General features: G+C 70.7%; 18 protein-coding genes and 2 pseudogenes. 13 read left to right on the top strand and 7 right to left on the bottom strand.

Annotated features, from left to right (window positions below; translation table 11 throughout):
* Positions 1–6: 6 nt before the first annotated feature.
* Positions 7–1,737: an immunity 49 family protein gene (locus tag AB0K82_RS01605; protein WP_364391429.1), complete on the bottom strand. Its 1,731-nt coding sequence runs from the start codon at positions 1,735–1,737 to the stop codon at positions 7–9.
* Positions 1,738–1,909: 172 nt separating this feature from the next.
* On the opposite strand from AB0K82_RS01605, the gene AB0K82_RS01600 reads away from it, so the two are divergent.
* The 7 genes from AB0K82_RS01600 (at position 1,910) to AB0K82_RS01570 (ending at position 9,386) form a co-directional block, all read left to right on the top strand.
* The gene (locus tag AB0K82_RS01600) at positions 1,910–3,220 is read left to right on the top strand and encodes a sugar ABC transporter substrate-binding protein (protein ID WP_364391427.1); all 1,311 of its coding nucleotides are present in this window, start codon (positions 1,910–1,912) and stop codon (positions 3,218–3,220) included.
* Between the two features lie 16 nt (positions 3,221–3,236).
* Entirely contained in the window at positions 3,237–4,232 is a 996-nt protein-coding gene (locus AB0K82_RS01595) for a sugar ABC transporter permease (protein ID WP_364391425.1), read from the top strand.
* Complete coding sequence (locus AB0K82_RS01590; protein WP_364391423.1) at positions 4,225–5,082, top strand: carbohydrate ABC transporter permease; 858 nt, start codon at positions 4,225–4,227, stop codon at positions 5,080–5,082. Before AB0K82_RS01595 ends, AB0K82_RS01590 begins: the two co-directional genes overlap by 8 nt.
* A 53-nt stretch (positions 5,083–5,135) precedes the next feature.
* Positions 5,136–6,458, top strand: coding sequence for a GH1 family beta-glucosidase (locus AB0K82_RS01585; RefSeq protein WP_364391421.1), 1,323 nt, complete (start codon positions 5,136–5,138; stop codon positions 6,456–6,458).
* Positions 6,459–6,637: 179 nt separating this feature from the next.
* Positions 6,638–7,780 (top strand): SMI1/KNR4 family protein, encoded by a 1,143-nt coding sequence (locus tag AB0K82_RS01580; RefSeq protein ID WP_364391418.1) that lies wholly within the window; start codon positions 6,638–6,640, stop codon positions 7,778–7,780.
* Between the two features lie 6 nt (positions 7,781–7,786).
* The gene (locus AB0K82_RS01575; RefSeq protein ID WP_364391416.1) at positions 7,787–8,611 is read left to right on the top strand and encodes a hypothetical protein; all 825 of its coding nucleotides are present in this window, start codon (positions 7,787–7,789) and stop codon (positions 8,609–8,611) included.
* Between the two features lie 196 nt (positions 8,612–8,807).
* Complete coding sequence (locus AB0K82_RS01570) at positions 8,808–9,386, top strand: hypothetical protein (RefSeq protein WP_364391414.1); 579 nt, start codon at positions 8,808–8,810, stop codon at positions 9,384–9,386.
* A gap of 175 nt (positions 9,387–9,561) precedes the next feature.
* Here the strand turns inward: AB0K82_RS01570 and AB0K82_RS01565 are convergent, their stop codons facing one another.
* Positions 9,562–10,596 carry a WYL domain-containing protein gene (locus AB0K82_RS01565; protein WP_364391412.1) on the bottom strand — a complete coding sequence of 345 codons (1,035 nt, stop codon included), beginning with the start codon at positions 10,594–10,596 and terminating at the stop codon, positions 9,562–9,564.
* Between the two features lie 166 nt (positions 10,597–10,762).
* Between AB0K82_RS01565 and AB0K82_RS01560 the strand changes: the two genes are divergently transcribed.
* The 4 genes and pseudogenes from AB0K82_RS01560 to AB0K82_RS01545 all read left to right on the top strand — a co-directional run bounded on the left by AB0K82_RS01560 (position 10,763) and on the right by AB0K82_RS01545 (position 12,633).
* Entirely contained in the window at positions 10,763–11,185 is a 423-nt protein-coding gene (locus AB0K82_RS01560) for a VOC family protein (RefSeq protein ID WP_364391410.1), read from the top strand.
* Between the two features lie 46 nt (positions 11,186–11,231).
* A pseudogene (locus AB0K82_RS01555) lies at positions 11,232–11,633 on the top strand (aldo/keto reductase); the annotation flags it as partial.
* Between the two features lie 133 nt (positions 11,634–11,766).
* The gene (locus AB0K82_RS01550; protein ID WP_364391408.1) at positions 11,767–12,030 is read left to right on the top strand and encodes an aldo/keto reductase; all 264 of its coding nucleotides are present in this window, start codon (positions 11,767–11,769) and stop codon (positions 12,028–12,030) included.
* 6 nt (positions 12,031–12,036) lie between these two features.
* Positions 12,037–12,633: pseudogene (locus AB0K82_RS01545) on the top strand (crosslink repair DNA glycosylase YcaQ family protein).
* Between the two features lie 98 nt (positions 12,634–12,731).
* On the opposite strand, the gene AB0K82_RS01540 reads toward AB0K82_RS01545, so the two are convergent.
* Positions 12,732–14,927, bottom strand: coding sequence for a discoidin domain-containing protein (locus AB0K82_RS01540; protein WP_364391406.1), 2,196 nt, complete (start codon positions 14,925–14,927; stop codon positions 12,732–12,734).
* 243 nt (positions 14,928–15,170) lie between these two features.
* Here AB0K82_RS01540 and AB0K82_RS01535 point away from each other — a divergent pair, with 243 nt between their 5' ends.
* Both AB0K82_RS01535 and AB0K82_RS01530 read left to right on the top strand, forming a co-directional pair.
* Positions 15,171–16,361: an ROK family transcriptional regulator gene (locus tag AB0K82_RS01535; protein ID WP_364391404.1), complete on the top strand. Its 1,191-nt coding sequence runs from the start codon at positions 15,171–15,173 to the stop codon at positions 16,359–16,361.
* 138 nt (positions 16,362–16,499) lie between these two features.
* Positions 16,500–17,204: a Clp protease N-terminal domain-containing protein gene (locus AB0K82_RS01530; RefSeq protein ID WP_364391402.1), complete on the top strand. Its 705-nt coding sequence runs from the start codon at positions 16,500–16,502 to the stop codon at positions 17,202–17,204.
* A 166-nt stretch (positions 17,205–17,370) separates the two neighbouring features.
* Here the strand turns inward: AB0K82_RS01530 and AB0K82_RS01525 are convergent, their stop codons facing one another.
* From AB0K82_RS01525 to AB0K82_RS01510, 4 genes are read right to left on the bottom strand one after another with little or no spacing between them, the layout of a single operon-like run.
* Positions 17,371–18,111 carry an enoyl-CoA hydratase/isomerase family protein gene (locus tag AB0K82_RS01525; protein WP_364391399.1) on the bottom strand — a complete coding sequence of 247 codons (741 nt, stop codon included), beginning with the start codon at positions 18,109–18,111 and terminating at the stop codon, positions 17,371–17,373.
* Between the two features lie 4 nt (positions 18,112–18,115).
* Positions 18,116–19,609 carry a 3-hydroxyacyl-CoA dehydrogenase gene (locus AB0K82_RS01520; RefSeq protein WP_364391397.1) on the bottom strand — a complete coding sequence of 498 codons (1,494 nt, stop codon included), beginning with the start codon at positions 19,607–19,609 and terminating at the stop codon, positions 18,116–18,118.
* Positions 19,610–19,619: 10 nt separating this feature from the next.
* Complete coding sequence (locus tag AB0K82_RS01515; RefSeq protein WP_364391394.1) at positions 19,620–20,138, bottom strand: gamma carbonic anhydrase family protein; 519 nt, start codon at positions 20,136–20,138, stop codon at positions 19,620–19,622.
* Complete coding sequence (locus tag AB0K82_RS01510; RefSeq protein ID WP_364391391.1) at positions 20,138–20,998, bottom strand: amidohydrolase family protein; 861 nt, start codon at positions 20,996–20,998, stop codon at positions 20,138–20,140. Before AB0K82_RS01510 ends, AB0K82_RS01515 begins: the two co-directional genes overlap by 1 nt.
* Between the last annotated feature and the right edge of the window lie 95 nt (positions 20,999–21,093).

Raw genomic sequence — 21,093 nt, 5'->3', positions numbered from 1 at the left:
GCGGGCTCAGGTCGGGAACTCTCCGCACCACGCCCGGGTGACCAGGTGCTTCGGCAGGTACGGCGACGTGGTGTCGACGGGGAACTCCCAGTCTTCGGCGAGGCACGCCATCGCGAGGGGACCCAGGGCCACACGGCCGCGCGGCTCGTTCCTCCTCGGGCCGTCCCAGTAGCGCTCGTGGTACGCGAGGGCCTCGGTCAGGGCAGCGGCGAAGGCGGCCTTGTCCCCGGCGATGAGCCGGTGGAAGAGGGCGACGGGCTGGTAGTCGACCATGTCGAGGAAGTCCCTGGGGGTGCGGGTCGCCACGTGCGGGTGGGACGTCTCCATGGTGGCGATCAGCTTGGGCACGATGTCGTCCATCGGCCGGCGCAGCCAGTGGCTCTGCAGGGTGTCGATCCAGTGGAAGACGTAGTCGTCCTCGGCGCCGGCTCGGCGCAGGTCGTCCAGCGGGACCCGGCTCAGCGTCGCCAGCCGGTCCCGCTCCCGGCAGACGAGGGCGAGCCAGCAGGCGTCGAGCCAGGCGCGGGCGCCGGCGTACGGCGCGGGGCCGGTGGCGGGCAGGTTCAGCACACGGTCGCCGACCCGGCACCGCACGGTGCCCTCCCGCGCGAGCGTGGTGGCGAACATCGCCGAGCCGATCTGCATGGCGGTGACCCAGGCATCCCAGGTCGCCGGCTTGGCGGCGTCGGGGTCGGTCGCGCAGCGAGTGTGGGCAAGGGTCAGGGCCGCCGCGAAGGCCTCCCCGAAACCACCCGGATCCTGCTCCAGCCGCCCGGTGAGCTCGCCCACCGCGCGCGTCAGATCCTCGACGGTGGCCGGCGGGCTCGCCGCGGAGGTCTCCTGCTCCCCGCGCAGCCTCTTCATCAACTCCAGCAGTTCCTGCGGTGGCCGCACGGACGCGGAGCGACTCTGGTGGTCGAAGACCGTGAGACAGACCAGACGTCCCTGGTGCCACCAGTACAGCAGCGGGTTGAGCGAACCGGGCCCGTCCTCGTAGGCGCGGAAGGCGTAGCCGCCCAGGTCGTTCACCGCGTCCACCACGGTGCCGTCGACGATCGGATGGAACGCCAGCAGGTGCCTGGTCGGAACGACGACGAGCGCTCCGGCCTCCGGCAGCTCCCGGCCGGTGACGGCCCGGGCCAGTTCGGGCAGTACGAGCGCCTTGCTCGCGACGAAATGGGAGTCGCCGCTGACCGAGTGCAGCAGCGCCCCCGAGGGCCCGCGCACCTCTTCGTGCTTCACCGGCTCGTTCAGGAGGTTCGCGTGGCCCGCCGCCCACAGCTCGTCGAGGCCGACGCGGGCCACGTCGACATCCGTCAGCATCCGTACGGAGGCGGGCTCGTCCAGCGCCAGGACGGCGAGCAGGTCCTCGGCGACCGGCCGGGCATAGCGAAACTGGTCGGCGGCGGGTCCGGCGAAGGCGTCGCCGGAGACCAGCCGCAGATACGTACGCGGCAGCAGTTCCGCTCGCTCCTCGCCGCCCCGTGAGGCACCCTCCAGCCGGGTGAAGTGCTCGGCGACCAGCTCCGGCCAGCGCTCCTCCGGAACGGTGCGACAACGCTGCGCCAGGTTCGTCAGCGGGTGGAGGTGCCCGTCATGCGCGACGGCCCCTCCCTCGACCACGGGGCGCACGCCCCACCGGGCGAGGAAGTGGTCGGCCACCAGCCAGCGCAGGCGTTCGGCCTGGGGCACGGTGAGCACGGGCAAATGGGCATCGGGCGGGTGGTCCTGGATCACCAGCCAACCCTATGAGGTCGCTTACCGCGCCGTTTCCGAGGTTCCGGAGTGCCGAACCGGAGGGCCGCGCGTATGCGCATTCGTGACAATCGCTCGTTCGCCGCACCCTTGACATGCTTATCTCAGCTCTTAAATCATGTCGTGAAATTAGCCACATGTGAGGAAGTGGACTATGAGCGTGCGGGCCCGTACCGCCATTGGCGCCGTCGTCGGCGCGACCGTCCTCGCCGTTCTTCCCGGTTGCGGGGGTGGGACCTCGACCGACTCCGGTGGCAACAGCCATCCGAAGACCCTCACCTACTGGGCGAGCAACCAGGGCGCCAGCCTGGAGGACGACAAGGCCAAGCTCACCCCCGAGCTGCAGGCGTTCGAGAAACAGACCGGGATCAAGGTGAAGCTCGAGGTCGTTCCGTGGTCCGACCTGCTCAACCGCATCCTCGCCGCCACCACCTCCGGGCAGGGCCCCGACGTGATGAACATCGGCAACACCTGGTCGGCCTCACTACAGGCGACCGGCGCCCTCCTGCCCTTCGACGACAAGAACTTCGCCAAGATCGGCGGTAAGGACCGCTTCCAGGAGTCGGCGCTCGGCTCGACCGGCGCGGCCGGCAAGGCTCCGACGGCGGTCCCGCTCTACTCCCTGTCGTACGCGCTCTACTACAACAAGAAGCTCTTCGGCGACGCCGGGATCAGCAAGCCACCGGCCACCTGGAACGAGCTCGTCCAGGACGGCAAGAAGCTGACCACCGGCGGCCACACCGGCCTGGCCATCGAGGGTGCCAGCATCCCGGAGAACACGCACCACGCCTACATCTTCGCCAAGCAGCACGGCGGTGAGTTCTTCGACGCGCAGGGCAACCCGACGTTCACCGCGCCGGGGGTCGCGGAGGGCGTCAAGCAGTACGTCGACTTCGTGGCCGGTGACAAGATCGCCTCACCGAGCGACGCGGAGTACGCCCAGAACGAGTCCGTCCGCGACTTCGCCTCCGGCAAGGCCGCGATGATCCTGTGGCAGGCCGGCGGCAAGAACTTCCAGAGCCACGGCATGAAGCCCGACGACTACGGTGTCGCGCCGGTGCCCGTGCAGTCCGGGGCGCCCGGACAGGGGCGGAACGTCAACTCCATGGTCGCCGGGATCAACATCGCCGTCTTCAAGAACACCGGCAACCTCGACGGCGCGCTGAAGTTCGTGCAGTTCATGACCAGTGACGCCGAGCAGAAGAAGCTCAACTCCGAGTACGGCTCGATCCCCTCGGTCAAGACCGCCGCGCAGGACCCGGCGTTCGCCACCCCGGAGCAGAACATCCTGCGCACCACCATCGCCACCAGCGCGACGCCGCTGCCGCAGGTGCCCAAGGAGTCGCAGTTCGAGCAGGTCATCGGCGGAGCGCTGAAGGACCTGCTGGCGGACGCGGCGGCCGGACACCCGGTGACGCTGGAGTCGGTGCGCAGCCGGCTCGCCAAGGCCCAGCAGCAGATGTAGCGCGGGTCCGCCACTGATGACAACGACCGCGCATCGTCAGGCGCCCCCCGGAGCCCGGGAGACCGGCCCGGGGGCGCCGCGCCGGCGCCCGTTCCGCCTGCCCGACCGGGTGCGGCGCGGGGGCCTGCCGTACCTCCTCCTGCTGCCCGCCCTCGTCCTCGAGCTCATCGTCCACATCATCCCGATGGTGCTGGGCCTGGTGATGAGCTTCAAGGAGCTCACCCAGTTCTTCATCCGCGAATGGTGGAAGGCCCCCTGGACCGGGTGGGACAACTACCGGGTCGTGGTGAAGGTGAACGGGCCGATCGGGCACGCCCTGCTGAACTCCTTCCTCGTCACCTGCGCCTTCACCATGCTCGCGGTCGGCCTGTCCTGGCTGCTCGGGACGGCGGCGGCCATCCTCATGCAGGACGAGTTCCGTGGCCGGGGGGTGCTGCGGGCGCTGTTCCTCACCCCGTACGCCCTGCCGCTGTACGCCTCGGTGATCGTCTGGGCCTTCATGTTCCAGCACGACAACGGCATCGTGAACCACGTCCTGCACGACCAGCTCCACCTCACCGGCAAGCCGACCTTCTGGCTGCTGGGCGACAACAGCTTCATCTCGCTCGTCGTCGTCTCCGTCTGGCGCAACTGGCCGTTCGCCTTCCTCGTCGTCGTCGCCGGCCTGCAGAACATCCCGCGCGAGCTGTACGAGGCGTCCGCGATCGACGGCGCGGGGATCTGGCAGCAGATCCGCCGGGTCACGATGCCGTCCCTGCGCCCGGTCAACCAGGTCCTCATCCTGGTCCTGTTCCTGTGGACGTTCAACGACTTCTCCACGCCGTACGTGCTGTTCGGACAGGCCCCACCGGCGGGCGGGGACCTGGTCTCGTTGCACATCTACCAGTCCTCGTTCATCACCTGGAACTTCGGCGAGGGCTCGGCGATGTCGGTGCTCATGCTCCTGTTCCTCGGCCTGGTCACGGCCGTCTACCTGCTGGTCACGTCACGAAGGAGGGGCGCCCGTGCCTAGCCGATCACCGATGGCGCCGCCGCGCTCGTTCGTGTGGACCCGGCGTGTCGTCCTGACCCTGCTCACGGTGTTCTCGGCGCTGCCCGTGTACGTCATGCTGAGCAGCTCGCTCAAGCCGCTGCAGGACGTCGCGGGGACGTTCCGCTGGATCCCGGAGCGGATCACCATCCGCCCGTACATCGACATGTGGCGGACCGTTCCACTCGCCCACTACTTCGTCAACTCGATCATCGTCTCGGTCGGCGCGACGGCCTGCTCGGTGGTCGTGGCGATCTTCGCGGCGTACGCGGTCAGCCGCTACCGGTTCAAGGGCCGCCGGCTGTTCACCGTCACGGTGCTGTCCACCCAGATGTTCCCCGGCATCCTGTTCCTCCTGCCGCTGTTCCTCATCTACGTCGGCGTCGGCAACGCCACCGGCATCGCGCTGAGCGGCTCGCGCGGCGGCCTGATCCTCACCTTCCTCACCTTCTCGCTGCCCTTCTCGATCTGGATGCTGGTCGGCTACTTCGACTCCATCCCCGAAGGGCTGGACGAGGCGGCGATGGTCGACGGCTGCGGGCCGCTCGGCGCGCTCTTCCGCGTCGTCATCCCCGCCTCGCTCCCCGGCATCGTCGCCGTGGCGATCTACGCCTTCATGACCGCCTGGAGCGAGGTCCTGTTCGCCTCCGTGATGACCAACGACACGACCCGCACGCTGGCCGTGGGGCTGCGCGCCTACTCGACCGAGACCGACGTCTACTGGAACCAGGTGATGGCCGCCTCGCTGGTCGTCAGCGTGCCCGTGGTCGCCGGGTTCCTCCTCCTGCAGCGTTACCTCGTCGCCGGTCTCACCGCCGGAGCCGTCAAGTGAACGCCGCCATCAGCACAGAAAGGCACTCCGTGGATCACCTCAGCCTGCTCCCCGTGGACTTCGCATGGGGCGTGGCGACCTCCTCCTACCAGATCGAAGGCGCGGTCGACGAGGACGGCCGGTCCCCGTCGATCTGGGACACCTTCAGCCACACCCCGGGGAAGGTGGACGGCGGCGACCACGGCGATGTGGCGTGCGACCACTACCACCGCTGGCCCGAGGACATCGAGCTCATGAAGCGGCTCGGCGTGACCGCCTACCGGTTCTCGATCGCCTGGCCCCGCGTCTTCCCCGGCGGGACCGGTCCCGTGAACGCCCCGGGACTGGCCTTCTACGACCGTCTCGTCGACGCCCTGCTCGAGGCGGGCATCACGCCCTTCCCCACGCTCTACCACTGGGACCTACCTCAGGTGCTCCAGGACGCCGGTGGCTGGACCAACCGCGACACCGCCCGGCACTTCGCCGACTACGCCGCCTGCGTCGCCGAAGGACTCGGCGACCGCGTCAAGGGCTGGGCCACCATGAACGAGCCGATGTGCGCCGCCTGGATCGGCCACCTCGAAGGCCGGCACGCGCCCGGCCTCACCGACGTGAAGGCGGCCGTGCCCGCGTCGTACCACATGCTGCTCGGCCACGGCCTGGCGGCGCAGGCCCTGCGCGCCACCGTGCCCGACGTCCAGGTCGGCATCGTGAACCTGCTGAACCCGGTGGAGCCCGCGAGCGACTCGGCCGCCGACGCCGCCGCCGCGGAACGCTTCGACGGACACACCAACCGCTGGTGGCTCGACCCGGTCTTCGGGCGCGGCTTCCCCGCCGACATGCTCGAGGTGTACGGCGTCGACCTCCCCGAACAGCCCGGTGACCTGGAGACCATCGGCGCGCCCCTGGACTGGCTGGGCGTCAACTACTACCGGCCGGCCGTCGTCGCCGACGACCCGGACGGCGCCCCGCCGTACGTCCGGGAGACCACCCCGTCCGGCCGCCCGCTCACCGGGATGGACTGGGTGATCGAGCCGGAGGGGCTAGCGGACATCCTGAGCCGTGTCGCCGAGGAGTACCGGCCGCCCCGGATGTACGTCACCGAGAACGGCTCGGCGTGGACGGACACGGTCGAGGGCGGGCGGGTGCACGACCCCGACCGCGCCGGCTACCTGGAGGGGCACCTCGCGGCGTGCGCGTCGGCGATCCGGCGCGGGGCGCCGCTGGCCGGGTACTTCGCCTGGTCGCTGATGGACAACTTCGAATGGGCGGCCGGCTACGCCCCCCGCTTCGGCCTGGTCCACGTCGACTTCGCCACGCAGCGGCGCACCGTCAAGGACAGCGGCCTCCGCTACGCCGAACTGATCCGCGACCACCGGCAGCGGGCCGGCGCCTGACCCCTGCCCCGTCGGGCCCTTCCGGGTCCGCCCGCAGACCGCGGCCCTCGCCGGTGTCCGTCTCCCGGCGATGGCCGCGCCATTCCCCCGTGTTGCGCGACGGATTCGTGTGCATCCTCGTGGCCGCCGTCAAAGCGCCGTCGACAGCTTTGTCGGAGCCGCCCGGCATAGTGCTTCCCATGGACTGGAGACCATGGTTGACCCGGTGGAGCGAGGAGTGGATCGGCTGCACCGCTCCCGAGGAGTTGGATCCGGAAGTGGTCCGCGACGGCTGGCTCGGGTTCGCCCCGGCGAGCCCCGAGGCCGTCGCGGCCGCCGAGGAACGGCTCGGGACGGCTCTGCCTCCGTCCTACCGGGAGTTCCTCCTGACCACCGACGGCTGGCGCGACGCCGGATGCTTCGTGTGGCGTATGAGCGACACCTCCACTCTGGGCTGGGTGCGCGACCTTGAGCCGTTCTGGCAGGACTGGGAGGAGCCCGACGACGCCGAGGGTGGTCCGATCAGCCGAGGACTGCTGATCTCACTGGAGACCGACGCGGGCATCTTGTTCCTCGATCCCGGCGACGTGGATGAGAGCGGAGAGTGGGCCGCCTACAGCCTGTTCTCCTGGCGCGCCGAGCCGCCCACCCGCTTCCCGTCATTCATCGCGCTCATGGAGAGCCTGTACGCCGAGTTCCATGAGATGCGCCGGCCCGAAGGGGCGACCCGCGACGCCTGGGCGGCCGAAGTCGAACAGGCGCGCCGCCACGCCCTCGCCGGCGACATCGACGCCGCCGAACCCGTCCTGGCCAAGGCCGAGGACTTCGGCCTGAGCCGCGCCACCATCCTGCGCGCCCAGATCCTTCTCCTTCTCGGGCGGACCGACGAGGCCGAACAACTGCTGGGACGGCTCCTGCACCCCTCGTTCACCCCGGATGGTTTCCTCGCCGACCCGCTGTTCGCCGAGGAGTTCCTTCCGCTGCTGTTCGCCGAGCACGCGAGGACCGCCTCACCGGGCCACAACTCGATCCTGCAGTCCGCGCTCATCGGGGAGCACCCCGAACTGCAGCTCATCATCGCCGAGCACCAGGCACGGCTCCGGCGCGGTGCGGCCCGCGCGACCTACGGCAACCCCGAATTCAACGATCTGGTCCACGCGGCCCTGGAGCGGCACGCGACCGACCCGGACGCGCTGTGGCGGGCCGTCGGCGAGGCGCTCCCCCGCTGGCGGCCCAGGTCCACCGACCACATCGCTCCGGTCGCCCTGCTCACCGCCCCCGCCCTGGCCGACACCCTCACTCCCGAACGCGGCCGCGCCCTGCTGACCCAGCCGCGAGGGTGACCACCGATGATGCCCTTCCCCAGCCGGGACGACGTCGCCATGGAAATGATCATCCGGGCCTGCGGCGGTGCCCATGACCTCCCCGACAACGACCTGCGACAACCGGCCGGCACTGAGACCGACGCGGCAGGCCGCACCGTCAACGTCCGCCGGGACCCCTGCCGCCGCTGCGGGACGGTCCGCCTCACCCGCTGGCGTCCACCCGACCCCGCCGCCACCTCCCAGATCATCGCCGCGATCAGCACGTACGAACGTCCCGAGCCGGGCGACGTGCCCGGCATCACCGAACGCGCCCTCCGCGTGACCGACGAGGAGTACGCCGCCGTCATCGCCGAACGCGGCTTCTCCGCGGGCATCCCGTCCTGCTTCGCCCCCGACCGCCGCGCCACGGCGACCCCCGAACGTCTCGACGTCACCCTTCGCGTCCGAGCAGGCCAGTTCGCCCTGCTCGACCGTGGCCGCTCCCTCGGCGAAGTCCTCCCCGTTCCCCCGCATGCGGAGTCCGCGGGCGAGCTGATCGACGCCGTTCCCGGCGCGGCGCTGCTCTGGGCCCCCATCCACGACGGCGACCTTCCCCTCACCATCCTGATCTGTCCGGCCGATCCGGGGCCGGACCGCTCCTACCCCCGGATCGCGGAACTGAGCTGCCGCTACCACAGCGGCCACGTCACCCTCGGCGAAGTCGCCGGGCACGCCCAGGACCTGCCGCCACTGCCCGCCGGTCACGGTGACTATCGCCTGCGCTTCCACACCACCGACACCCGCGCCCTGCTGCAGATCTGGAATCAGCCCCGCACCAGACCGCACGTACTCCCTTCTGCGGAGCGGTGAATGGGATTCTGGGGGACGCCGGCGTTCGTCCGAACGGTCCGCGCCGGCGTTCTGAGTGCCGGCGTCACCACGCGGCGTCGCGCCGAAATTCGGCCACGACGCGCTCGATCCGAGTTACGTTCGGTGCGTGGGCTGGGCAAGCAGGTTCAGAACGTGGGCGGCGTTGGCGGCGGGGCCGGCGCTGATCGCGGGGGGTGTGGCTCTGGGGGCCGGCCCCTTCGCCGACTTCGAGGCGTTCGAGCGGGCGCCGTTGTGCGCGTCGCCGCCGCCGGCCGACCCGAGTCACTGCGTCACGCGGCTTTCGATGACCGTCATCAAGCGGTCCACGTACACGACCGAGGACCCGGATCCACCGGACCCGCCGCAGTTGCCGCCGCAGCCGCCTCCGATGGGACCGTTCCGGGTGGTTCCCCCGACGGTGGCCAGGCTACGGGTCGTCGCCGCCTCGCGGACCACGCATTACAAGGTCACCGTGCGCACCGCGGACGGGCGATACCACGACTTCGAGGTCGAGCACGACTTCTACAAGGTGGCCAAGGCCGGCACCACCGGTACGGCCGATGTCTGGCACGGCCACGTCGTACGGCTGCGGATCGGCGCGCGCATCGACGATGAGTGGCCAGACTGGAAGCTGGCCCTTCCGGTCTTCGTCGTGCTGGCCGGGGTGGTCCTGTCCGTCGTCGTGGTGATCCGCCTCGTCAAGCGCCGCGTCCGCGAGCGGAGGCGCAAACGGCGGGTCTCCGGCGTTCAGGGGTCCCCGTGGGGGGCTTGGTGACCCAGGGCGGACGCAACGCTCGGTGAAGGCCCCGCTGCCGGGCGATTCGTCCCGATGAGAAGGCCCGCTCCCCCGGTTTCACCGAGCGCTGCGCCCGGCCACGGGGCCGGCTCCCGTAAGGCCTGTCGACACGACCGTCGTCGGAGGCGTTGGTGTGCCGCGCCGGGGACGCAGATCACGTCTCCAACGAAGCCGGGGCGCAACTGCGCGAGGCGTCGGCCTCCGGCGCCTCGGGCAGGCGGGTGACGCGTGCGGCGTCGGCGTAGCGCGCGGCGAGGCGTGCGAACGCGGCGGTCAGCTGGGGCGGGCCGATGACCTCGATGTCGGTGTCGAAGCGGCCGATCGCGGCGGCCAGACCGGTCCATGACCAGGAGCCGAGGGTGAGCCGGCAGCGGTCGGAGCCGAGTTCTTCGACGATTCCGTCCCGGGCGAAGGGGGCTACGGCGGTGGCGGGGAGGTTGAGGACGACCTCGCCGTGGCAGGGCCAGTCGGTGGTGGTGCCGTCGGTCCCCCGGAAACGGCCGGTGACGAAGGCGGATACGCCGCCTCCGGGGAGCTCGCGGGGGGTGAAGCGCGGGCCGGTGGGTGTGCGAGGGCGTATGCGGTCGACGCGGAAGGTGCGCCAGTCGTCGCGGTCGAGATCCCAGGCGATGAGGTACCAGCGGCCTCGCCAGGTGACCAGATGGTGGGGCTCCGTTCTGCGGGGTCGTTCAGCGAGGGCAACGTGGTCTTGGCCGTAGTCGAAGCGAAGCTCCGCACGGGCGTGGATGGCGTTGCTCAGGTCCATGAGGAGCTGCGGGTCACCGGGTGAGGTGTCGTGCTCGGATGGCTGGACGGCGGTGATCTGGAGCATGTCGACGCGGTGGCGCAGACGGGGCGGCAGGACCTGGCGGATGGTCGACAGGGCCCGTGTGGCGTCTTCGCCGATCGTGGTGTCGGTGGCCGCGACCTGGAGCGCGACGGCCAAGGCGACGGCTTGGTCATCATCGAACAGCAGGGGCGGCAGCTGCGAGCCGGCCTCCAGGCGATAACCGCCGGAGGGCCCCTTGAAAGCCGTGATCGGATATCCGAGCTCCCGTAGCCGGTCCACGTCACGGCGCACCGTACGCGAGGTGACGTCGAGCCGCTCGGCGAGGTCCTCACCGGACCAGTCACGGTGCGTCTGAAGCAGCGAGAGCAACGCGAGCAACCGCGACGAGGTTTTCTGCATGGTCCCATTCTGCGCGGAGTACAGGACACACCCTGTCCGCTACCTCTGGAATGGTGGCCACCAGAGTCGCCGAGGGGGCGTTGCCCCTGGCCACGGGGCTGCAGTGCCCGTGAGCCCTATCGGCGCGGCGGCGCATCTCCATCGAACCACGGCAAGGAGCAAGCACATGTCCGTCACCACCACCACCCATCTGAACTTCCGGGGCAGCGCGCGTGAGGCACTCGACTTCTACCAGTCCGTATTCGGCGGGCGCACCGTCGCCGTCACGTACAAGGACGCCGGCGACGTGCGGAACGAGAACGAGGCGGACTGGGTGATGTGGGGCGAGGTCGTCGGCGACAACGGTTTCCACGTCATGGCCTACGACGTGCCCTCCCAGCGGCCGTGGGACCAGGGCGAGAACCCGTTCTTCGTCTCCGTACGCGGCGATGACGCCGACGAGATCAGCGCCCTGTGGCACAAGCTGGCGAAGGGCTCGACGGTGGTGCAACCTTTGGAGGCGTCGCAGTGGGCGCCGCTGTACGGCATGCTCACCGACCGCTTCGGCGTGACCTGGGTCCTCGACGTCGCCGCTCCGTACAACGGCTGAGCCGGCCGGCCAGGCGCAGGAGATCTCCCCGGGCCGCCGCGACGAGGTGGTGCTGGCCACCAAGTTCAGCGGCCCGATGGGCGAGGGCCCCAACCGCGGCGGCAGCTCGCGCCGCTGGATCACGGCCGCGGTCGAGGGTTCACTGCGACGGTTGCAGACCGACCACATCGACCTCTACCAGATCCACCACCCCGACCCGCACACGGATATCGAGGAGACCATCTCCGCGCTCACCGACCTGGTACGCGCCGGGAAGATCCGCGCGATCGGCTCCTCCAACCTGCCGGCCTCGCAGATCGTCAAGGCCCAGTGGGTGTCCCAGCAGCGCGTGTTGCACCGGCTGCGCACCGAGCAGCCCACCTACTCCATCCTCAATCGCGGCATCGAGCGGGAAATCCTGCCGATCTGCCGCGGCTACGGCATGGGCGTCCTCGTGTGGAGCCCGCTCGCCATGGGCCTGCTGACCGGCCGCTACCGTAAGGGCACCGCTCCGCAGGACAACGCCCGCATGCGGTGGGTCCCGCGACGAGGGCAAGCTCGACGCCGTCGAACGACTCCTGCCCGTCGCCGACGAGGCCGGCATGTCCCTCACCCACCTGGCCATGGCCTTCGCCATCGGCCACCCGGACGTCACGTCCGCGATCATCGGCCCGCGCACCATGGAGCAACTGGACGACCTGATCGCGGGTGCGGCCATCACCCTCGACGACGGCGTCCTCGACCGGATCGACGCGATCGTCCCGCCCGGCACCGACCTCGGCCCCCTGGACGTCTCCTACACGCCGCCCTCCGTTACCCGGCCCGCCCCGCGCCGCCGTCCTGTCGACGAGCGGTCCGCGGTCTGAGCGCCCATGACCGTCCTCAGCGCACGCGCCCTGGGCCGCGCGACCCTCGTCCGCCAGTACCTGCTCGAACGCGCGGACACACCGGTCCGTGACGCCGTGGCGCACCCTTGTGCGGCATGCAGGCGCGAGAACCACAGGAGCCGTTCATCGGCCTGTGGTCCCGGCTGCGCGCCTTCAAGCCGGAGGAACTGGACGAGGCGCTGACGGAGCGTGCGGTCGTCCGGACACACCTGATGCGCCGCACCGTCCACCTGGTCACCGCCGACGACGCACTGGCCTGGCGGCCCCGCCACGACGCCATGCTGCGTCAGCGGGTGACGGCCACCTACCGACGCGAACTCGCACCTCGGGTACCACGACCGCAGTCGCATCATCGACGACGCCCACCTCGGTCTGTCCGTCGCGGGCCGACGCGTCGTACTCGTCGACGGACGCGTCGCCGCCACCTGGACCGCGCGCGACCAGCGGCTCCGCGTGACGCCGCTGCGGCCCCTTTCCGTCCCGGAGCGGGCGGCCATCGAGGAAGAGGCCCACGGCCTCAGCGCCTTCCTGGACGAGGGCATCGAACACGGGGAGATCACCGCCGCTCATGCCGACCGCTGAGCACGTGCATCGGCCGACGGCCGTTGCGGCGGCCGCGAGCGTGGGAGGGCCCGCGCGGCGGTGTGCCGCGCGGGCCCGGAGTGGCAGGGGTCAGGAGGTCACGGGTAGCTGACCACGTCGACCGGGGTGGTGGCGGTGCCCTGGGCGGCGCCGCCGGTGTTGTTGATGACGTGGTCGATCGTGCCGTTGCCGCCGAGGGACACCGTCAGCAGGTCGTGGAACTTCACGCCGGATGCGTTCGGCGCCTCGAAGGCGTGCGCGGCGTGGATCGAGGGATCGACGTTGAAGTAGCAGTAACTGCCGAGGCCCCACCCTTCGTGCGTCGTGACGTTCGCCCCCACCTTGTAGGCGGCGTAGCCGTTGGTGGAGCCGTTCATCCAGGCGGCCTGGTTCGGCGGGTCGTACGGCATCTCGTTCTGGAAGAAGTACGTACGGCCGCGCTCGCCGTTCCAGACGACCTCGTACTTCTGGTAATGCTCGACGAACAGGCCGTACGCCGTCACGTCGTTGCCGTTGACGATCAGGCCGGTGTCGGCGGTGTTGCTCGTCCAGCCGACGCCGGAGCCGTGGTCGGCGCGCCAGGCCCAGATGTGGTCGATGATCGCGTTGTTGCTGTTGACGACCAGGCTGTTGGTGGCCTTGCCGACGCCCGCGCCGCCGATCCGGAAGAACACGTCCTGAATCGAGGTCGGGTCAGCGGAGTGGTCGGCCGTGGACCCGCTCGGCCCGACCTGGAGCAGGTTGGGCGAGTTGGTCGCGCCGGCGTCGAACAGCAGCCCGGCGATCTTCACGCCGTTCACGTCGGCGACGGACATCGGCGTGACGCCGTTCTGCGGCACCAGCGTGGCGTAGCCGAGGCCGAGGACGACCGTGTCGGCGCGGGTCACGTTGAGCGTCTGATCGATGTTGTAGACGCCCGGGGTGAACAGCAGGTTGAGGCCCTGGGCCAGCGCCTGATTGAGGGTCGCCGCGCTGTCGGACGGATGGGCGACGTAGAACTGGCTCAGCGCGATCGACGAGCCGGGCGTGCTGCCGCCGCTCCAGGTCGTGCCCTGGGTGTTCTGCCGCAGCGACGGCACGAACACCCGATACGCGCCGGAGGAGTCGACGTACAGGAACGGCTTCTCCCGCGTGACGGGCGAGTTTGCCACCGTGGTGTACGGCGGGTTCGGGAAGCTCTGCGCCGGTGCGCCCGCGACGCCGGTGAACACCATGTTCCACACGCCGTTCATCCAGCCGCCGATCTGGCTGTTACGGGTGAACCACTGCTGCTGGGAGTACGGCTGCACCTGGCCGTCCACCTTGGTGTCGGCGATGTAGCCGCCGCTGGCCCAGCCGTAGCCGGTGGGCGCGAGGTTCAGATCGCCCTTGATGTGCATGCGGCGGAACGGCGCGGCCTGGGACACCGCCCAGCGGTCGGATCCGCCGGTGGGCTGCACAGCCATGTTCTCCGCGGACCGCCAGAAGTTCTGGGTGGCGTTCCCGTTCATCCAGCCGGCGTCGACGTTGACCGAGCCGTTGATGGTGACGTCGTCGGGGTTCGCGCCGAGCCCGGCGATGGAGGTGTAGAAACCGATGTTGGCGTTGACGTTGTAGCTGCCCGGCTTGAACAGCAGCGCGTACCGCTGGCTGCCGAACTGGTTGCTCTCCTGCTGGCTGAACACGCTGTCCAGGCGGCTCTGGATGGTCGACGAGGACATCGACGGGTCGAAGACGAACACGTTGGGCCCGAGGTCGCCGCCGCCGGGGAGCGTGCCGCCGCCCCCGCTCGCGGTGTGGACGACGAACTCCCAGAGCGAGTAGCCGTAACCAGTGGTGCGAGCGGTGCCGTACATGCGAACGTAGCGGCCGGTGCCGCTGACGTTCAGCGTCTCGGTGCCGCCCTGACCGGTCGTGGTGGAGTAGATGGTGGTCCAGGTGTTCCCGTCGGACGAGGTCTGGATCTGGTACGCCTTGCCGGCGGCGGTCTCCCACTGCAGCACCACCTGGCAGACGGACTGCGAGGAGCCGAGGTCGACCTGGAGCCACTGCGGGTCGCTGAAGGCACTGGACCAGCGGGTACCGCTGTTGCCGTCGACCGCGTTCGAGGCGGGGGTGCCGGAGTTCTCGGTCGACGACGCGGTGGCGGGCCGGCCCTGGGCCGCGTTCGCGGTGCCGCAGGTGGCGGCGCCGGATGCCGGGGCGAGGGCGACGAACAGGCCGGTGAGCAGGGGGATGACCGCGGCGATCGCCACCGGCAGGTGGCGTTGGGGCCGCGGTCCGGTACGGGTACGTGGGACGAAGGCGGGTCTCATGAACGTCTCCCGGTTTCGGGGGCGGGGAGGAGACGACGCGTGCGGCGCCTTCGGTGCACGCGTCGAGCGGAGCCGTTTGATACAGGGCTTAATTAATGACGTGATTTAACCTCGGAGGTGTCGCATCGTCAAGGCCGCGTAACACCCGGCAGCGCGGCTTTTCGAGCGCTTGTTATAAGATCTGAACTAATCGGGGAGGTCGGTATGCGGGAGCACGTCACATCGGAACGACGGCGAGGCACGGTGCGGGACCTCCGTCGTGACAATCGGTCGGTCCTGCTCTGGTCGCTGTACTTCGACCAGCCCTGCACGCGCCAGGAGCTCAGCCAGGCGACCGGCCTGTCCCCCGCGTCGGTCAGCAACGTCGTCCGGGAGCTGATCGAGGAGGGCGTCGTCGCCGAGGCCGGGGCCGTCGACTCCGACGGCGGGCGGCCGCGCGTCCTGCTGCGGATGAACCGCGACTACGGATACGTCATCGGCGTCGACGTCGGCGAGACCCGCGTCCGGGTCGAGCTGTTCGACCTGGCGATGAACGAGCGGGCCAGGGCCGACTATCCGCTCGACCCCAGGGAGCACGGCGTCACGACGATCGTCGAGCGGATCCTGGAGGGCCTGTCCGCCGTGCTCGCCGACGCGGACGTCGACGCCTCGGCGGTGCTCGGGGTGGGCATCGGGGTCCCCGGCGTGGTCGAGCAGGGCGACGAGGTGCTCGTGCACGGCCAGACGTACGGCTGGGACGCCGTCCCCCTGGAGCGCCTGCTGCGATCCGGGACCGACCTGCCGCTGCACATCGACAACGGCGCCAACACGATGGGCCGCGCCGAGATGTGGTTCGGCGCCGGGCGGGGCGCCCAGCACGCGGTGGTCTGCCTGATCGGCTCGGGGGTCGGCGCGAGCATCATCGCGCACGGCAGGACGCACCGCGGATCCACGTCCAGCGCCGGCGAGTGGGGACACACCACCGTCGTGGTCGGCGGTCGCGGCTGCCGGTGCGGCGCCGCCGGATGCCTGGAGGCCTACGTCGGCGCCGAGGCCGTCCTCGACCGCTACGGCAGGACGCCCGGCCAGGACGAGGAGTCGGCGCTGGCCGCCCTGCTCGACGCGGCCGCCCGTGGCGAGGACGACGCGACGCACGTCCTCGACGAGACCGCGCTCTACCTCGGAGTCGGCCTGGCCGACCTGATCAACCTCTTCAACCCCGAGCGGATCATCCTCGGCGGCTGGGCCGGCCTGCTGCTCGGCGAACGGCTGCTGCCGGCCATCCGCGACGCGGCGCAGCAGAACTCGCTCAAGCACGCCTTCTCCTCGACGTCGATCGAGCTGGGCCGGCTGGGCCCCGAGGCCGTGGCACTCGGCGCGGCCACCCTCCCCATCGAGCTGTTCCTCAACGGCGCCCCGCTCTCCCTGGCGGACCGCCGCCGCTCCGCCGGCTGACCACGGTTCAAAGCCCGCCCACTCCTGCCGATCAACGCGACGGCGCTACACGCCGCCGCTGTCCGTGTCGAGCGCGCCCGGAGAACGCGCGTCAACTACAGGTTGACGATTGAGGGATCGTCAATCTACGGTTGACGCATGAGTCCACTCGACATCAGCCTCGCCGACCTGATCGCCCATCTCGACGAGGACCTCCCCGACGCCAACGACCTGGCTCGCATCAGCGAGGCGCACCTACGTGCCCAGACCCTGTCCGACCTCGCTGACCAGCTCGTCGGCCACTACGTCGGCAAGGCCAAGCAGGGCGGCGCCTCATGGAGCGAGATCGGCGACGCCATCGGGGTGTCCAAGCAGGCCGCCCAGCAACGCCACGCGCCCGCCGCGTTCGATCGGTTCACCGATCTGAACCGGCACAGCATCGTGCTGGCGCAGGAGGCCGCCCGAACGCACAAGCACGACTTCATCGGCACCGAACACATCCTGCTCGGCCTGCTCGGCGAACCGCGGGGCCTGGCGTACGAGGTGCTGATGGCGAAGACCGAGTCGGAGCAACGCATCCGCGACGCGATCGAGGAAGCGATGCCGCCGGCCGGAGAGAAGGCGCTGCGAGGTCACATCGCGTTCCGGCCGGAGAGCAAGGAGGCCATCGAGCAGGCACGCCGCGCGTCGGACGACCTCGGCCACGACTGGGTCGGCACGGAACACACACTGCTGGGCCTGATCCGCGCCGAGGAGAGCCCGGCCGCGCGGATCCTGCGCAACCTCGGCTTCACCTCGGACGAGTTGCACGAGACGGTCAAAACCGAGATCACCGAACGACTCGCCGCCCGCGACGAGCAGTAACGAAACGATCAGTCGCCCCGGCGAACCAGGCCGGCTGGGGGGCTTGTCGTGATCCCTGGCCTTCGCTGCCTCCTAGAGGCACCGCATGCCAGGGATCACGACATCCTGTACCGCACCGCGCCGCGTCATCGCGGCGGGGACGCGTTAGACCGCAGCGGGGGACGCGTTAGCGCTTTCGTCGGTCCAGGAAGGCCGTCATGCGGGTCTGCTTGTCCTCGCTCTCGAAGAGCAGGGCCTGGGCCGCCAGGTCGAAGGTCGTGGTCGCGGGCCGGGTGCTGCGCAGCGCGAGCTTGGTCAGCTCCAGGGCCCGCCACGAGCGCTCGGCGATGGTGGCCGCGAGCGCCCGGCCGCGTTCGGCCAGGTCCTCTCCGTTCTCGACGACCTCGTCGACCAGGCCCTCGGCGAGAGCCTGGTGGGCGTCGAGCCGCGCTCCGGCGTACAGCATGCGGCGGGCGGTGGCCAGGCCGACCAGTTGGGGCAGCCGCCAGTTCGCGCCGGCGCCGGCGATGATGCCCAGCGACAGCTCCGGCTGGGCGAACCGCGCGTTGGCCGAGGCGATGCGGAAGTCGCAGGCCAGCGCCAGCTCGCAGCCGCCGCCGAACGCGGGGCCGTCGACGAGCGCGATCGTCGGCCAGCGGTGGGCCTCCAGCCGTTCGAACAGGCCGGCGTTGATGGCCAGCAGCGCCGCGTCGGCGTCGCGCTCGCGCAGTTCGGCGATGTCGGCCCCGGCGGCGAACATGCCGGGCGTGGTGGAGTGCACGATCAGGACGCACGGCTCGCGGCGGGCCTCCTCCAGCACCGCCGCCAGCTCGGTGACCATCGCCTGGTCGAGCGCGTTGTGCTTGGCGGGCCGGTCGAGGCCGACCCACCACACATGTTCCTCACGGCGAACCTGGACCAGTGTCATGACGTCACTCCGCTCCCGCCAGGGGTGTTCCGGTCACGGTACGGCGGCACAGCAGCGGGGCGGGCCGGTAGCGCGGTTCCCCGTACATCTCCTGGAGGCGGAGCAGGATCTCGAACACGGTCGCGGCGCGCCAGCGGTCACCCCAGGCGAGCGGGCCGAGGGGGTGGCCGGCGCCCAGGCGCATGGCCGTGTCGATGTCGGCGGCGGTGGCGAGGCCCTGCTGAAGGGCGTCGACGGCGAGATTGACCAGCATCGCGACGGTGCGGGTGACGATGAGGCCGGGTGTGTCGTCGATGACGTGCACGGCCAGGCCGGCGGCCTGCAGCAGGCCGATCGCCTCGTTCAGGGACTCTTCGGGGCAGCCGTCGCAGGGTGCGATGGCGATGGCGGTGGCGGTGGCGTCGTCCAGCGTACGGTCGACGAGGATCACCGTTCCGCCGTACTCCTCGGTTAGCTCGGTGGCCGTGAAGCCGTTACTGCGGACGAGCAGCGCACCGCTCGGCAGGACGACCGTGCCGTTCGACAACTCACCGTCGCGGACGTCGACCTCCGCGCGGGCCAGGAGCGGACGCAGATCCTCCGCGCCGTTCACGGTCACTTCGCCGGTCGGTGCCGGGCGGGGCGCGGCCGGGGTCGCCTCCGGCGGGCGCGCGTCCTCGCCGTAGTCGTAGACGCCGCGTCCGCTCTTGCGGCCGAGCCTGCCCGCCTCCACGAGGGCGCGCTGCGCCGGGGAGGGTGCGAAGCGCGGGTCCTGGGCGAACGCCGTCCACACCGAGCGGGTGACGGCCTCGTTGACGTCGTGGCCGATCAGGTCCATCAGCGCGAACGGGCCCATCGGGAAGCCGCCGGCGCCGGTCAGGACGGCGTCGATGGTCTCGGGCGCGGCGGCGCGCTCCTCGTACAGGCGCCAGGCCTCGGCGTAGTACGGCCGGGCGATCCGGTTGACGATGAAGCCGGGGGTCGCGGCGGCCCGTACGACGGTCTTGCCCCACCGCTCGACGAGAGCGGCCGTCCAGTCGGCGAGCTCCGCCGAGGTGTCGGCGCCGGCGATCAACTCGACGAGGCGCATGCGCGGTACCGGGTTGAAGAAGTGCAGGCCGAGGACGCGCTCGGGGTGCTCCAGGCCTGCCGCGATCGCGGTGGGTGACAGGGACGAGGTGTTGCTGGCCAGCACGCACTCGGGGCCGACCGCCCGCTCCAGGTCGGCGAACAGGCTCCGCTTGACCGCCAGGTCCTCGACGATCGCCTCGATCACCAGCACGGCGGGGGCGAGCGCGTCGACCGAGTCGACGGCGGTCAGGTTCAGGGCCTCCGGGTCCGCGTCGATCTTGCCGCGGGCCACCAAGCTCTTCACCCGTTCGCGGATGCCGGCCACCGCGCGGTCGGCGGCGCCGGGGACGGCGTCCAGCAGCAGGACCGGATGGCCGGCCAGCGCGGCGACCTGGGCGATGCCGGTGCCCATGGTGCCCGCACCGACCACGGCGACGACGTCGTGCATGGTGTCCCTTTCAGCCGATCCGACGCAGGTCCGTACGGTAGCGCGCCGCGTTCTCCTGGTAGAGGTCGACGGCCTCGGCGATCCACTTGTCCAGGCCCGGGGCGGGCCGCTGCCTGGCCGGCACGCCCACGGCGATGTGCCCGGCGGAGACGCGGGCGTCCTCGGGCACCAGGGCGGCGGCGCCGACCGCGGCGCGCGGCTCGATGACGGCGCGGTTCAGGACGATCGACCCGGACCCGATGAGGCAGCCGTCGCCGACCGTGCAGCCCTCCAGGTGGACGTTGTGGCCGACGACGCAACGGGTGCCGATGAGCGTCGGCCACTCCTCGGTGGTGTGCAGCACGGTGCCGTCCTGGATGGAGGTGGCCGCGCCGACCTCGATGCGCCCGTAGTCGCCGCGCAGCACCGCGGCGGGCCAGACGGAGGCGTGCGGGCCGATCCTGACCGCGCCGATCACGGTCGCGTCCGGGTGCACGAACGCGTCGGGGTGGATGTCGGGGGTCAGCTCGCCGAGGGCGTAGATCGCCATCAGGTCTCCAGCTTGAGGTTGTAGACGCGGGCGGCGTTGCCGCCCAGCACGAGTGCGGCGGTCTCCTCGTCGGGGCAGAGCGCGGCGACCGCGCGGGCGTTCTTCGCGATGCCCGGCACTCCCGGCCAATCCGTGCCGAAGATCATGCGGCGGGTGAGGCGGTTCCAGTTGTGCTTGGCGTAGTAGTCGCGCAGGCGGGACGGGGGCAGGCCGGACAGCTCGATCCACACGCGTTCGTTGGACAGGGCCATGAAGGCGGCCGCGTCGTACCACCAGCCGCGGCCGCCGTGCGCGAGCGCGATGTTCAGCCGCCGGAAGTCACGCAGCACGTCGTCGAGCAGGACCGGGTCGGCGAAGCGGTTGCTCGAGCCGGGGAACGTGCTGGTCCCGCAGTGCACGACCAGCGGGATCCCGGCCGCCTGGCACACCTCGTACGCGGGGTACAGAGCGCGGTCGTTCGCGGCGACGCCCGCGTGCACCGGATGCAGTTTGCAGGCGACGGCGCCGAGGTCGAGCTGGCGCTGCAGCTCCTCGTCGATCGGGTAGTGCAGGTGCGGATTGATGTTGGCGATCAGCTTGATCCGCGCCGGGTCGTACGCGGTGAGCGGCAGCATGTCCTCGACCGGCTGGTACCCGGTGGCCTTCGGGCTGTACTCGGCGAGCACGAGCGCGATGTCCACGCCCTCGTCGGCGAGGTACGCGGCGAACCGGGCGGGGTCGACCGTGCCGGAGGCGTCGTACACCCGGTCGAGGACCTCACGGTCGCCGAAGTCGTGCGCCCACTGTTGCCACGCGGGCTTGAGCGTGGGCAGCCGGGCGGCGTGCAGGTGGACGTCGACCAGGGGCATGCCGTCGAGCATCAGACCGCCTCGTGCGCGGCGGCGGGGTCAGGGTTCGCGGACACCCTTCCATCCTGGCGGATCGCCGTACGCGCGGTGAACCCGGCGGCATTGTG

Source organism: Actinoallomurus sp. NPDC052274 (genome assembly GCF_040679475.1).
Lineage (GTDB): Bacteria > Actinomycetota > Actinomycetes > Streptosporangiales > Streptosporangiaceae > Actinoallomurus > Actinoallomurus liliacearum.
Note: the sequence above shows the minus strand (reverse complement) of the source record. Positions and strands in the feature narration are given on the sequence as shown.